The organism is Pectobacterium sp. PL64 (assembly GCF_022477975.1).
Taxonomy (GTDB): Bacteria; Pseudomonadota; Gammaproteobacteria; order Enterobacterales; family Enterobacteriaceae; genus Pectobacterium; species Pectobacterium jejuense.
Map to the genome: position 1 here is coordinate 2395637 of NZ_CP092070.1, position 13309 is coordinate 2408945.

At 57.4% G+C, this 13309-nt stretch carries 14 protein-coding genes and 1 pseudogene; all 15 read left to right on the top strand.

Annotated elements, in window-relative coordinates:
- Positions 1-42 precede the first annotated feature (42 nt).
- The 15 genes and pseudogenes from HP572_RS10595 to HP572_RS10665 all read left to right on the top strand — a co-directional run bounded on the left by HP572_RS10595 (position 43) and on the right by HP572_RS10665 (position 13309).
- Complete coding sequence (locus tag HP572_RS10595; protein WP_240585591.1) at positions 43-921, top strand: LysR family transcriptional regulator; 879 nt, start codon at positions 43-45, stop codon at positions 919-921.
- A 587-nt stretch (positions 922-1508) separates the two neighbouring features.
- Entirely contained in the window at positions 1509-1886 is a 378-nt protein-coding gene (locus HP572_RS10600; RefSeq protein WP_240585592.1) for an RAQPRD family integrative conjugative element protein, read from the top strand.
- Positions 1883-2116, top strand: a complete 234-nt coding sequence (locus tag HP572_RS10605; RefSeq protein ID WP_005966978.1) for a TIGR03758 family integrating conjugative element protein — start codon at positions 1883-1885, stop codon at positions 2114-2116. The genes HP572_RS10600 and HP572_RS10605 overlap by 4 nt, the downstream gene beginning before the upstream one ends.
- Before the next feature lie 20 nt (positions 2117-2136).
- The gene (locus HP572_RS10610) at positions 2137-2496 is read left to right on the top strand and encodes a TIGR03745 family integrating conjugative element membrane protein (protein WP_240585593.1); all 360 of its coding nucleotides are present in this window, start codon (positions 2137-2139) and stop codon (positions 2494-2496) included.
- A 12-nt stretch (positions 2497-2508) separates the two neighbouring features.
- Positions 2509-2907, top strand: a complete 399-nt coding sequence (locus tag HP572_RS10615) for a TIGR03750 family conjugal transfer protein (protein ID WP_240585594.1) — start codon at positions 2509-2511, stop codon at positions 2905-2907.
- Entirely contained in the window at positions 2904-3584 is a 681-nt protein-coding gene (locus tag HP572_RS10620) for a PFL_4703 family integrating conjugative element protein (protein ID WP_240585595.1), read from the top strand. The genes HP572_RS10615 and HP572_RS10620 overlap by 4 nt, the downstream gene beginning before the upstream one ends.
- Complete coding sequence (locus HP572_RS10625; protein WP_240585596.1) at positions 3581-4483, top strand: TIGR03749 family integrating conjugative element protein; 903 nt, start codon at positions 3581-3583, stop codon at positions 4481-4483. The genes HP572_RS10620 and HP572_RS10625 overlap by 4 nt, the downstream gene beginning before the upstream one ends.
- The gene (locus tag HP572_RS10630; protein ID WP_240585597.1) at positions 4473-5879 is read left to right on the top strand and encodes a TIGR03752 family integrating conjugative element protein; all 1407 of its coding nucleotides are present in this window, start codon (positions 4473-4475) and stop codon (positions 5877-5879) included. The genes HP572_RS10625 and HP572_RS10630 overlap by 11 nt, the downstream gene beginning before the upstream one ends.
- A complete protein-coding gene (locus HP572_RS10635) occupies positions 5860-6297 on the top strand; it encodes a TIGR03751 family conjugal transfer lipoprotein (RefSeq protein ID WP_240585598.1) in 438 nt (145 codons plus the stop codon). Before HP572_RS10630 ends, HP572_RS10635 begins: the two co-directional genes overlap by 20 nt.
- Positions 6297-9146 (top strand): conjugative transfer ATPase, encoded by a 2850-nt coding sequence (locus HP572_RS10640; RefSeq protein ID WP_240585599.1) that lies wholly within the window; start codon positions 6297-6299, stop codon positions 9144-9146. The genes HP572_RS10635 and HP572_RS10640 overlap by 1 nt, the downstream gene beginning before the upstream one ends.
- A gap of 380 nt (positions 9147-9526) precedes the next feature.
- On the top strand, positions 9527-10024 hold the full coding sequence (gene radC / locus HP572_RS10645) for a DNA repair protein RadC (protein WP_005966994.1): 498 nt from the start codon (positions 9527-9529) through the stop codon (positions 10022-10024).
- 162 nt (positions 10025-10186) lie between these two features.
- Positions 10187-10621 (top strand): TIGR03757 family integrating conjugative element protein, encoded by a 435-nt coding sequence (locus HP572_RS10650; protein WP_005966996.1) that lies wholly within the window; start codon positions 10187-10189, stop codon positions 10619-10621.
- Entirely contained in the window at positions 10618-11553 is a 936-nt protein-coding gene (locus HP572_RS10655) for a TIGR03756 family integrating conjugative element protein (protein WP_240585600.1), read from the top strand. The genes HP572_RS10650 and HP572_RS10655 overlap by 4 nt, the downstream gene beginning before the upstream one ends.
- 10 nt (positions 11554-11563) lie before the next feature.
- Positions 11564-12962: pseudogene (locus HP572_RS10660) on the top strand (integrating conjugative element protein).
- A complete protein-coding gene (locus HP572_RS10665; RefSeq protein WP_240585601.1) occupies positions 12959-13309 on the top strand; it encodes a hypothetical protein in 351 nt (116 codons plus the stop codon). Before HP572_RS10660 ends, HP572_RS10665 begins: the two are co-directional and overlap by 4 nt.

The window sequence follows — 13309 nt, forward strand, 5'->3', positions numbered from 1 at the left end:
ATAGTAAAATGAGCAATAACTCATGACAAAATAGGATTATTAATGACCTTCACTCAACTGGAAATATTTGCCCTTGTGGCGAAACTTGGCAGTTTCACTGCAGCCGCAGGGGAACTGGGTATAAGTCAGTCGGCGGTTTCCCATGCTGTCAAAAATTTGGAGAAAGAATGGGGTCTGACATTGCTTACACGAGGACAGGCAACTATCGAAGTCACCACCGTAGGCCAAGGTATTCTAGTCAGAGCACGGGAGATTCTTAGTATTTCAGAAGCCATGCACCAAGAGATATCCGCTATTCGAGGAGTCAATCAGGGCATACTAAGAATCGGCTCACTTGGCATATCATCATCATTGCAGTTACTTCCTAAAATTCTCCAAAAATTCAATGAAATGTACCCAGGAATTGACGTTCTGGTAGAAGAAGGAACAGATAGCGAAGTTAATCAATGGATAACCGAACGGCATGTGGACATAGGTTTTGTTGTTCTGCCCAGTGACCACTTTGATACTATTTCACTGGTGGAGGATCAGTTTGTGGCGTTGGTGCCTACTGATCATACGCTGGCTAAGCGCCAGGCCATTCACTTATCAGACCTGTGCAAAATACCATTTATCATGACCCTTGCCGGCAGTGGGAGATATGTCGAGGAAATTTTCTCCGCAGGAAACTTTCACCCAATGATCAAGCACAAATACTCCCAAATAATCACTATTGTAAAAATGGTGGAAAGTGGCGCGGGTGTTTCAATCGTTGCAGACCTTGCCGTTCCAGCTCAGATTATGGCCTTATGCCCTGGAGTAGTAAAACGGCCGCTAACCCCCAAAGCAAGAAGGTTTATTGGCTTGGCTGTTCCCAACAAAAATCAGGCCAGCCCAGCAGCAAATGCCTTTTTGAAAGTAGCAAAATCTATTTTGAGATAATAAAAAGAAAACCAGCACTTCTACCTCCTATTTACTAAGGCAATTAATGCTGGTGCAGGAGCTACTCGATTGAGACGCTACACTACATTAATGTTTATAAAGATAACACTACCACCGCATTACTTAGCGCCCACTAGTGAGCATGGCAGAAATCTGTAGGGCCAGCCATGCGATCCACAATTGCAGTCCCACACAGAAGGTCGGATCATCATACGTGAGCCTCCTGCTGGTTGCTTCCTGACTTGGCCATCCCTTATGAAATCACTAGTGATAATCGACACGTCACAAGCGACAGGTTACTAACACGGCGATGTTCCTATCAACTGCGTACCTGAGAATAGTTCATCATCGTCTCTGATATAACACTCTCTCTGGTCATTAACGTTCAAAAAATACGTACATGTTACAGGCAGGGACGTCTGCATGAGATAGACGAAATATCTACCTGAAGATCAAAATTTGTGAGATCTGGATTGTTACTGCTTTTTCCATCAATCTGGATACTATCCAGTTCCCATTGTTTGCAGACCTACCCCCCTTACATCGCCACGATCACCCCATTGTTGATCTAACGAGGATATCGCGCGATGGCACTACTAACCCGTATCCACGCGGTGCGTTTCGGCGCACCGTTGCTACTCACTGCCCTATTAGTGAACCTCCCACTGACAGCCCATGCAGACACACCAACACAACGCCAGGATCTGGTTGCGGCACTAAGGCAACTCGACACACTGGAACGCCTCGTAGTGCAGAGTGTATCCAGAACATCCGCAGAACCAAGAGAACGCTATTACTTCGACTACCCAAGACTACGCGATGACCTTGCTCGCATACGCACCGGTATCCAGGCTCATCTCACACCATCCCGCGCCCAGCCGCGCGACCCTAACGAGCTGAATGGTAACTACCGCCAGGAATCGACAGCAAAACACGGTGGCACCTTCCTGAAGGACAAGCCATGACTGCCGCACAAATCAACGCCTTCCAAGCCAATAGCGGTATTACACCTGCGGCAATGTCCGCCGTTTTCATCGGCGTCGTATTCGCAGTACTGCTGCTTTGGGGCGCATGGGCCATCCGAACCGCCTACGTCGGCTGGGCAGAAAACCAGCTCAACCAGCGTCAGTTCCTTGGTGTCATCGTACGCTTTCTCGCGATGTACCTAGTGCTGACGTTTTTCCTGCTCTCGTAACCAGAAAGGGGCAACCCCATATGAAATACCTCCTATCTCCCGCTCGTCTCGCACAACATGCAGTACTGGCCATGGGTCTTGCTACCTTACCTGCGCTGTCTTTCGCCCAGGGGTTGCCGCAACTGGAAAACCCGTCTCGGGGCACAGGTGGCGGCATTATGGAAACCATCCGCAATTACGGCTACGACATCGTGCTGCTGGTGGCGCTACTGGTGGTCGCCAGCATGTTCATCGGCGTGTGCTATCACGCCTACGGCACGTACGCCGAAATCCACAACGGCAAGAAAACCTGGGGCCAATTCGGCTTGACAGTCGCCGTTGGGGCGGTACTGCTGGTGATCGGCATCTGGCTGCTCACCGAAGCCACCGGCATTTTGTAAGAGGGACTGGGCATGTCAGAGCCTCCACATGTCCGTACGGACGGCACCATCACGTTCCTGCCACATCGGCTTAATCGACATCCGGTGGTGGTACGCGGCCTGACGGCTGATGAGTTGTGGATCTGCTGCGGCCTGTCCGGTAGCGCCGGGCTGATCATCGGCGTGCCGCTGTCCTGGTTGCTTTCAACCATTGCTCTGGCACCGACCTGCATTGTGCTGGGCATCGCCTGCGGCGTGTTCATCGGTGGTGGCTTCTTGAGACGACAGAAACGGGGCCGTCCTGATACCTGGCTGTACCGTCAGTTGCAATGGCACATCACGACTCGCTACCCGCTGCTCACTGGCTGGGTCGGTGGGTACCGACTCATCACACGCTCGGGTTTCTGGTCAAACCGGAGGGCGATACGATGAGCCGATTCAAGAACGAAGTCACGAATCTACAAGCGCACATCAAGACCCTTCGCATCGGTGCCAGCGCATTACTGCTGGTGGCGCTGGTCATGGGTGCCGGTTGGTGGAGCGCACCGCGCGATCTGACGATCCATGTCCCCCCCGATCTGCGTTCGGGGAGTTCCCGGGCCTGGTGGGAAGTGCCTCCCGAATCGGTCTACGCCTTCACCTTCTATGTGTTCCAGCAACTCAACCGCTGGCCGACTAACGGAGAAGAGGACTACACGCGCAACCTCCATGCGTTATCACCGTATTTCACCCCGGCATGCCGTGCCTTTTTGCAGGCAGATTACGACTATCGCCGCAGCACGGGCGAACTGCGGCAACGTGTACGCGGCGTCTACGAAATTCCCGGTCGCGGCTATGGCGATAACCCTACAGCACGGGTACGCGTGGTCTCTGATCGTGATTGGGTCGTCACACTCGACCTCAGCGCCGACGAGTACCACGGCCCGGAGCAGGTCAAACGCGCTCTGGTGCGCTATCCAGTGAAAGTCACGCGTGCAGATATCGATCCAGCCCGTAACCCGTTCGGCCTCATGCTGGACTGCTATGACGGTGCCCCGCAGCGCATCGCAGCCCCGGCACAGGAAGCCCCCAGTCGCGGCGGCCTGGGCACACAAGGAGAAACCCCATGAAACATCGTCGTCTCTGTCTCATCTGGCTGGGGCTGATGGCCTTGGTACAGACTCCTGCGCTCCATGCCGTGGAAATCCTGCGCTGGGAGCGGCTGCCACTTGCAGTGCCACTTTCTGTTGGGCAGGAACGCATTGTGTTCGTAGATCGCAATGTCCGTGTCGGCGTCCCGGCCAGCATCGGTGACCGTCTGCGTGTACAGAGCGCAGGTGGAGCCATCTACCTGCGTGCCAGCGAGCCTATCGAACCCACCCGATTGCAGTTGCAGGACGCCGACAGCGGTGCGCTGATCCTGCTCGACATTGCGGCCACACCAGCCAAAGACGGCGAGCCAGCACTTGAGCCGATACGCATCGTTGAAGGTCATGCAACCCCACCCCGCTATGGTCAGCCGCCAGACAACGCAACCCGCCCCTCCACGACAGATCAGGCCAGACCGGCGCAACGTGAAACGCCTGTGGCCGTGGTACTCACACGTTACGCCGCACAAAGCCTGTACGCGCCATTACGCACCCTAGAGCCTGTACCCGGCATAATGCGCATCAGCCTGCGCCGCGACCTGCCACTGGATACGCTGCTGCCGACACTGCCTGTCGAGGCAAAAGCGCTGGCCTCATGGCGATTGGAAGATCAGTGGGTCACTGCCGTGCGACTGACCCATACAGGCAATGGCTGGATTGAACTCGATCCACGCGCACTACAAGGTGATTTCCTCACCGCCACTTTCCAGCATACGGCGCTCGGCCCACGCGGCTCCCCCGAAGACACCACGGTGCTGTATCTGGTTACCCGCAAGCACGGACTGCCGCAGTCGCTACTGCCCGCCATCCAGCGCTTTGATCCTGCCATTCACTTGCCTGCCACCACGCCCCCAACAACGGAGGTACATCATGCGCAGTAACGGTCTGTTGAAATGGCTGATGATCCCAGTCGCACTGCTGGTCCTGTTCGTTGGCATCCGCCTGTTCTCTGGTGGCGGCACACAGTCCCCTGCCACGGCAGAAACGGGCAGCCAGCTCACCCCGGAGGAAATGAAGGCATTGGGCATCGAAGGTGACACCCCACGCGATACTGTCGCGACGCTGGTGGCCCAGGTTCGGCAATTACGCACTGAGCTACAAACCGCCGCCACCGACAACCGGGCACAACGAGAAGAAAACCAGCGTCTGCGTCAACGTGAAAGTGCCATTGACCAGCGTATCAGTACCACACTGGAATCCGAGCGGGCCAGCCTTCGCCGCGACCAGGAGCAACTCAACAACGAGCGCCAACAAACTGAGGGCCTGCTGGCAGATTTGCAACGGCGGCTGGACAGTATCGGCAACGCCGGTCACGGCGACCTGCCAGTCGGCCTTGGCCTGCGAGACGGGGATGCTGAAGGATTCAGCGACGAGACCACGATCCGCTGGGTAGAGCCTGACGATGCCAGACAAACTGATGGCCGTCATGGCAACACTGCGCTGAACTTTCCGACACGTTTCGGGCCCGCCCAGAAGACGCTGGACACCACGGTCGAAAGCGTCACCAGTACCCGCACAAACGCGACCGGAACCAACCCCGCCAAAGCCGTTTACACCGTCCCCACCAATTCAACACTGATGGGTTCAGTCGTGATGACAGCCTTGATTGGCCGCGTACCGATCGATGGCACCGTCAATGACCCCTACCCCTTCAAAGTCTTGGTCGGCCCCGACAATCTGACGGCCAACGGCATCGATATCCCCGATGTGGCTGGCGCTGTGTTCAGTGGCACCGCGTCCGGCGACTGGACGCTCTCATGCGTCAGGGGACAGGTACGCTCAATCACCTTCGTTTTCCACGACGGCACCATCCGCACAATTCCGGAAGACAGCGAACGCAGTAATCAGCAAAGCAATGACCAGAACGGTCTCGGGTGGATCAGTGATCCCTACGGTATCCCGTGTGTGTCCGGCGAGCGCCGCAGCAATGCCCAGCAGTATCTCGGTACACAGGCTTTGATCACCGCAGCAGGCGCAGGCGCGGCATCCCTCATCGATTCGGACAGCGGTCAGATGTCCTACGCCGGTGCCGACGGCTCCCTCGGCACCGTGGGCATCAGCAGCAACGAGGCTGTGGGCCGCATTCTCGCCGGCGGCGTACGCGACATGTCGGACTGGGTCAACAAGCTCTATGGACAGGCCTTCGCAGCAGTCTATGTGAAGCCAGGCGCACACGTCGCCGTTCACCTCGAAAAACCGCTCGCCATTGACTACGACACCGAAGGCCGCAAGGTCGACCATCGTATTGGAGAAAGCCATGCGCTCGAACTGGACTAAACCGCTGACAATCATGCTATCAGTGACCGTATTGACCGGCTGCGCCACGAGCAAGGAAGACTTGTTACCCCACGGGGGTCGCACCATGCAGGACATCTGGCAGCAAGAGAGCAGCAATGGAGGTCGAGTGGGACAGATGGCCTATCGCCAACTGCTTGATGCCCGTCAGAGCCTGCGCCGTCCACTCAGCCATGCGGATGGGCAAGCTGCTCCTGCAGAACAGGAACACTACACGCGTACCGCCGACAATGAAGTACGCAGCCAGTTTCAGCGATTGCCCAACCCCGACCTGCTGATGTACGTGTTCCCGCATCTGGCGGGGACGGACCCGGTTCCGGTACCGGGTTACACCACTATCTTCCCCCTCTACCAGCGTGTGCAATACGCAATGCCGGGCGAACGTACGGAGGACTACTGATGGTCTGGTCGCTTCCCTGGCGCAAGCCCACTGTGCCGACCAAAGGCGAACAGCCGGACGGCTGGCAGCGCCACACCGATACATTGCGGCAAACTGGCATTCCCGAACCCGGTGCCAGCGTGAGGGGGAACCGCCCCGCCACGCAAACGGATGAGAAGGCCTTGTACGAGGTGGCCCCATCGTTTGTCGCGTTGCTGCCCTGGGTCGAATATTTGCCCGAATCACAAAGTATGCTGCTGGAGGATGGTATCTCAGTCGCCGCCTTCTTTGAACTGACCCCGCTGGGTACAGAAGGCCGTGAGCCGGTCTGGCTGGCCCAGGCACGAGATGCGCTGGAAAACGCGCTGCAGGACAGCTTCGACGAGCTCGACGACAATCCCTGGGTACTGCAACTCTACGCTCAGGACGAGACCAACTTTGATCAGTATCTGCAGACCCTCAAGGGCTACATCCAGCCACGTGCGCAGCGTTCACGCTTTACCGAATTCTATCTGCATTCGATGGCCCATCACCTGCGCGCAGTAGCAAAGCAGGGAGGCCTGTTCGAGGATACGACGGTCACGCGCCTGCCCTGGCGAGGGCAAACTCGACGGGTACGCATGGTCGTCTATCGCCGCACCGCAGGCAGCACGACGCGACGTGGTCTGATGCCCGAACAGGCTTTGAACGTGGTTTGTGATCGCCTGAGCGGTGGTCTGGCCAACGCAGGTATCCGCGCACAGCGTCTGGACGCACCGCACATCCACAACTGGCTGCTGCGCTGGTTCAACCCACATCCCACGCTGCTGGGCCCCAGCGCCGAAGACCGCGAACGCTTCTACCAATTGACCGCCTACCCGGACACCCACGACCTCGACGAAATCGAGCTGGCCTCCGGGTGCGATTTCAGCCAGAGGCTGTTCTTCGGCCAGCCACGTTCAGATACGGCCAGGGGCGAGTGGCACTTTGACGGCATGCCGCATCGGGTGATGACGACCGACCGCCTGCGCACACCGCCCAGTGTAGGTCATATGACAGGCGAGAATCGCAAAGGCGACGCCATCAACACCTTATTCGACCAGATGCCGGAAGACACGATGATGTGCCTGACACTGGTTGCCGCACCACAGGACGTACTCGAAGCACACCTGAATCATCTGGCAAAGAAAGCCGTTGGCGAAACGCTGGCCTCCGAACAAACCCTGGCGGATGTGCAAGAGGCGCGCTCACTGATCGGCAGCGCCCACAAACTATACCGTGCCAGCCTGGCCTTTTACCTGCGTGGCAAGGATGAAGAAGAACTCGACAGCCGAGGGCTGCAACTGGCCAACGTGATGCTGGGCGCAGGCCTGCAGCCGGTACGCGAAGAAGATGAAGTCGCACCGCTCAACACCTATCTGCGATGGCTACCGTGTATGTACAACCCGGCACAGGACCGCAAACAGTGGTACACACAACTGATGTTCGCCCAGCATGTGGCCAACCTCTCACCGACCTGGGGACGTAGCCGGGGTACGGGTCACCCGGGGATCACTGTATTCAATCGCGGTGGAAGCCTGATCACATTCGACCCCTTCAACCGCCTGGATCGGCAGATGAACGCGCACCTTTTCCTGTTCGGCCCTACGGGGTCGGGCAAGAGCGCCACCCTCAACAACCTGCTCAATCAGGTCACAGCTATCTATCGTCCACGGATCTTCATTGTGGAGGCTGGCAATTCCTTCGGGCTTTTCTGCGAGTTCGCCCGACGTTTGGGGCTGACTGTCAACCGTGTCAAGCTCGCTCCGGGTGCAGGCGTAAGTCTCGCACCGTTCGCCGACGCCCGTCGACTCATTGAGACGCCCAGTGATGTACAAACACTCGATGCCGATGAATTGGATGACGAGCCACAGAGCAAGGAAACCGAGGCCGACGAACAACGTGATGTGCTGGGCGAACTGGAGATCACCGCACGTTTAATGATCACGGGGGGTGAAGACAAGGAAGAAGCCCGCATGACCCGCGCCGATCGCTCGTTGATCCGCCAATGCATTCTGGATGCCGCCCAGCACTGCGTAACAACCAACCGTACCGTGCTGACCCGCGATGTGCGCGATGCGCTACGTGAGCGTGGTCATGACACGACGTTGCCGGAAATCCGGCGCGCTCGCCTGCTGGAGATGGCCGACGCAATGGATATGTTCTGCCAGGGCAGCGATGGTGAAATGTTCGACCGCGACGGCACCCCCTGGCCCGAGGCCGATCTCACCCTGGTCGACCTGGCGACCTATGCACGCGAAGGCTACAACGCACAACTGTCGATCGCCTACATCTCGCTGATCAATACCGTCAACAACATCGCCGAGCGCGACCAGTTCCAGGGCCGCCCTATCCTCAACGTGACGGACGAAGGCCATATCATCACCAAAAACCCCTTGCTCTCGCCCTACGTCGTGAAGGTCACGAAAATGTGGCGCAAACTTGGGGCATGGTTCTGGCTCGCAACGCAGAACATCGACGATCTGCCAAAGGCCGCAGAACCGATGCTCAACATGATCGAGTGGTGGATTTGCCTGTCGATGCCGCCCGACGAAGTCGAGAAAATCGCGCGATTCAGGGAACTGACACCCGCGCAGAAGGCACTGATGTTGTCAGCCCGGAAAGAATCCGGCAAATTCACCGAAGGTGTCATCCTCTCCAAGAACCTGGAAGTGCTATTTCGTGCCGTACCGCCCAGCCTCTATCTCGCCCTGGCACAGACCGAGCCCGAGGAAAAAGCCGAACGCTACCAACTAATGCAGCAGTTCGGGATTGGCGAGCTGGATGCCGCGTTCAAAGTGGCCGAAATGATTGATCATGCGCGTGGTATCACGCCCCTTGTGCAGAGGTGATCAGCGGAGCACTCAGCATCGCCTGATAAAGGATTTCAACGGTTTCGGATTGTTGCTCTACTCAGCTACCTGTTCATGTTCAACTCAAGCATCAATATGCACAACATTCAGCCGGGAACTTCAATGAAAACAACATCTGCTATCCACACCACGAATACTTAACGCCCCCTGAATTGTCTGCTGGTGTCGCCAGCAACAAGCCCAGGTAGCCAACAGTCTTCGAGGCTACGGCACGACACCCGCCGTGCTGACTGTATCCCGTTCCGCTTCGCATCAATTACGCGGATATCCGCCAGTTTCAGGCGGAGGATGCACTTTCCATCACATTGGGGGAACCGTCCTCCAGGAACGGCACCTCCATTTGTTCAAGGAGGCAAATAATGTCTACATCTGTTGTTCTCAAAAACAGCGCCAGATTATTCAACATACTGGACGCTCAGCACGAAGACTGGATTATCGCCCGCGCTATGGAAATCGTGGAACGTAGGATGTTCCGTGGCGGCCAGACACTACAAAACTCGGCTGCCACTATGGATTTTCTTCGTACCAGACTGGCACAGGAGCCTAACGAGGTCTTCTCCGCACTGTTTATGGATAACCAAAACAGAGTCATCGCCTATGAAGAGTTGTTCAAGGGTACGGTAAACAGCACGTCAGTGTATCCCCGTGTCGTGTTATCCAGAGCACTGGCGCACAATGCCGCAGCTATCATCTTCGCACATAATCATCCATCAGGACTCACTGAACCCAGTAATGCAGACAAGTTCATTACTTCCCGCCTGAAAGGAGTACTGGACGCTGTTGACGTGCGCATGTTGGATCATGTCATTGTCGGTCAGGGGCGGCCCTTTTCCTTTGCTGAAATGGGGCTACTTTGACCATCCTGTTCTTCATGGCATCGAATGGTCCCTTTAGGACAACTCGATGCCTTTTTGCTTATTCTTCCCTAAAACCGGAGATCAGCTCTTCCCGATTGTTTGTCGTTTCCTGACGCAGATTGGAGTGGACTACCGCCATGATCAATTTCGTGGTGCTCCGATATGCTGTCTCCCGCTCTCACCTCTTCCCTCTGGCGGCATACGATTGCCGCTGGCTTTCTCATTGTGTTGCTGGCTTCACCAGCACAGGCCACAGAGGTTCTGGCCGTCACTGACACTCGACACCCGATGCAAAACCTGGGCAATACCCAGCTCATCGAGCTGGACCGCCCCTCCCGCATCGAAGCTGAGCTAGCAGCCAACCTCCCCCAAGACCCCGTCCGCGCTGCCATCATCGTGCAACAACGCCTGAAAGAAGGCGGCACAGCTCTGCAGCAACGCATCAACGAAGCCTATCAGGATGTTGTCAATGCCTGGAGCTTGGGCATTACCACCCTTCCGGCCGTCATTGTCGCTCAACGCTATGTGGTTTATGGCGAACCTGACGTCGCCAAAGCAGTGGCGCGTATCAACACATACAGGAAGGCTCAGCCATGAGACTCCCCCACCGTCTGCGCGTCAGCCTTGCCACCGTTTTGCTCACGGCAGCCAGTTCCTCGTTTTCCCTCAACACCGCTGCCATCATCTCCTCATCATTATCCCCTGATTGCCTGGAATACCGGGTCACCGGGATCTGCTACTGGCTGCTTTGTACCAAATTCGGATGTACGGTTCGTACCTCCGTCAAAGTCAGGCACTACGTCCCCGACGCCGTGGTGTCGAGCTACGGCAACACTGGTGAGAATCCATGGCTTGAAGTACGCGCCATGAGCCAAACCAACACCACGGCCCGGAGCGGTGGTGACGGCACCAGCAACCATGGCAGCGAGAACAACCTATCCAGGTTCCGTAACGCAGACGTGAGCGGCCATCCCGGCGGCCAGGTGTTCAGTCAGTTTGCATCATCATCAGGCACCATCTGCGACGGTGCTGGCACCGCCTTCATGCCGTACCTGTTGAGCACACTCGATACCATCGCATGGCGCTACAACATCCCTGAATCGGTGTACCCCGAGGCACTGATCCCCGGTATGCGCGAGATCGGCGCACGCACCGCACTGAACCTGTGGGGCAACGTCTATCCGCGCGGCGGTTTCCTGCACCAGGTGGACAGCTACAAGGCCAGCGCCGTGGTCGCCCAGCGGGTAGGCGATATCGTGACCCGCCGAGGGCAACTGCACGTATACCAACCCCTGCTCGCCAATGCACGCGACGGTTACTGGCCGGCAGGCGCACTGATGGAAAGCGATGCTGCAACCGGCAAATGGCAAGAATTGGCTCCTCGCCCCTCCTATTCCTGCACGGTCTTCCCACACAACGGAACACGCACTCAGGCACAGCAAGACAACTATGCCTGGGCACTCTGGCGACCCTATAGCTGCTGCCAGCGACGCGGCCAGACCTTTCTCGGCAGCGTGGATTTCAACTGAGGACATGATGATGAAACGTCTCGACCCGAAAGCATTTTCAATTCTTGCACCGCGCCAGTGGCAACACACGCTATGGGTTGCTGCACTGACGCTGAGCAGTGGCCTGGCTCTGGCACAGGACGGAGGCTTCCAGAACAGCGGAGCCGTCATTGGTGATGAAGTGATGTACTCCATCGGCGGCGGTAACGCCGTATCAATGAGCGGTGCGGCCGGAATGCGCTCGATTGGTGTCGGCGTGGGCTGGAACAGCAACCTGATCTGCGGTGACATGAACATCAGTACCACAATACAGAATCAGCTCAATGGGCTGACCAACGGCTTTCAGAACATCATGGGCAACGTGATCCAGAACGCCACCAGCGCCGTCGCCTCGTTGCCCGCACTGATCATCCAGCGGGCCGATCCGGGCCTCTATAACCTGCTGACCAATGGCGTTCTGCAAGCACGACTCGACTTTGATCGCTCCAAACTCACCTGCCGAGCGATGGCTGAAAAAATGGCAGACACCGCAGGCGGCCAGCTCGGCTGGAGCCAGATCGCCGAAGGCATGGCGCTGCGTCAGGCGGTCAGCAGCAGCGACGCCGTGTCAGCCATTGAACAGGCCGAAAACAACCGGGGCAACGACGGCATACCGTGGGTGGGTGGCAGCAATGCCGGTGGTGCAGGTCAGCGCTCAATCAAGGTCGTCGGGTGACGTAACCCGTGCAGGCTACAACCTGGTCAATGGCCGTGGGGTAACCGACACTACCCCCATCGATCCGGCAAATTGCCAAAGCCTGTCCTGCCAGACGTGGGCATCCCCCCAACAAGCCATCGACTTTGCCACGCGTGTGCTGGGCGAACAGGAACAACGCACCTGCGAAGGCTGCACCAAGACCGAGACCGTACCAGGCGTCGGGCTGACCCCAATCATCCAGGACGAATACGACACCAAGCTGGAAGCCCTGCAGGAACTGGTCAGGGGAACCCGCAATACCACGTTCGAGAACCTTCGCGAAGCGGGCAGTGCCTCACTGCCCATCACCCGTGGCGTGATCGAGGCACTGCGTGACGAACCTGATCAAGACATCCTACCCCGACGTCTGGCCTCCGAAGTCGCGCTGGCATCGGTACTGGAAAAAGCCCTGCTGCTGCAACGTACGCTGCTGACCGGCAGGAAAGAGCCAAACGTCGCCGCCAACCAATTGGCAGTTGCCGCCGTCGATCAGGAAAGCAACAGGCTTGACCGCGAGATCCTCAATCTCAAAACCGAGCTTGAACTGCGCCGCGAACTTGCCAACAACTCGCCGATGGCCATCATCCAGCGCCACAGCGCACGCGCAGCCGGCTCACGCGGCATTTATGAAGGCGATCCCGTACCTAACCGTCTTGACCAGTTGCAGCGCCCCAACCCCGGAGGCACACCATGAGTTTTGCCTGGTTACGATCACACCGTCTGTTCCATTGGCGTACCGTCAGAGTCCTCCTGTGGACGGTGGTGTTGCTGATCATCACCGTCACAGCCAACGTTCTGGGCATCTACTTTGCTGGCAGCATCGCTGGCTGGGAACACTGGCTGGCCGATGCGGCCAGCTATTTCCTGTTGTGGCGCGTGTGCCTGTACGGTGCCACCGTTTATGGCTGGCTGTGGATGCGCCGCCGCCTGCTCCTGCGCAATACCAGCTCCGACGCCCGGCGCAGGCTCATTCGTGCCGAGATTTCCGGTATAGCCGCATTACTGGTGCTGGAATTCAGCCTGTTGGTACAGGACGTATAG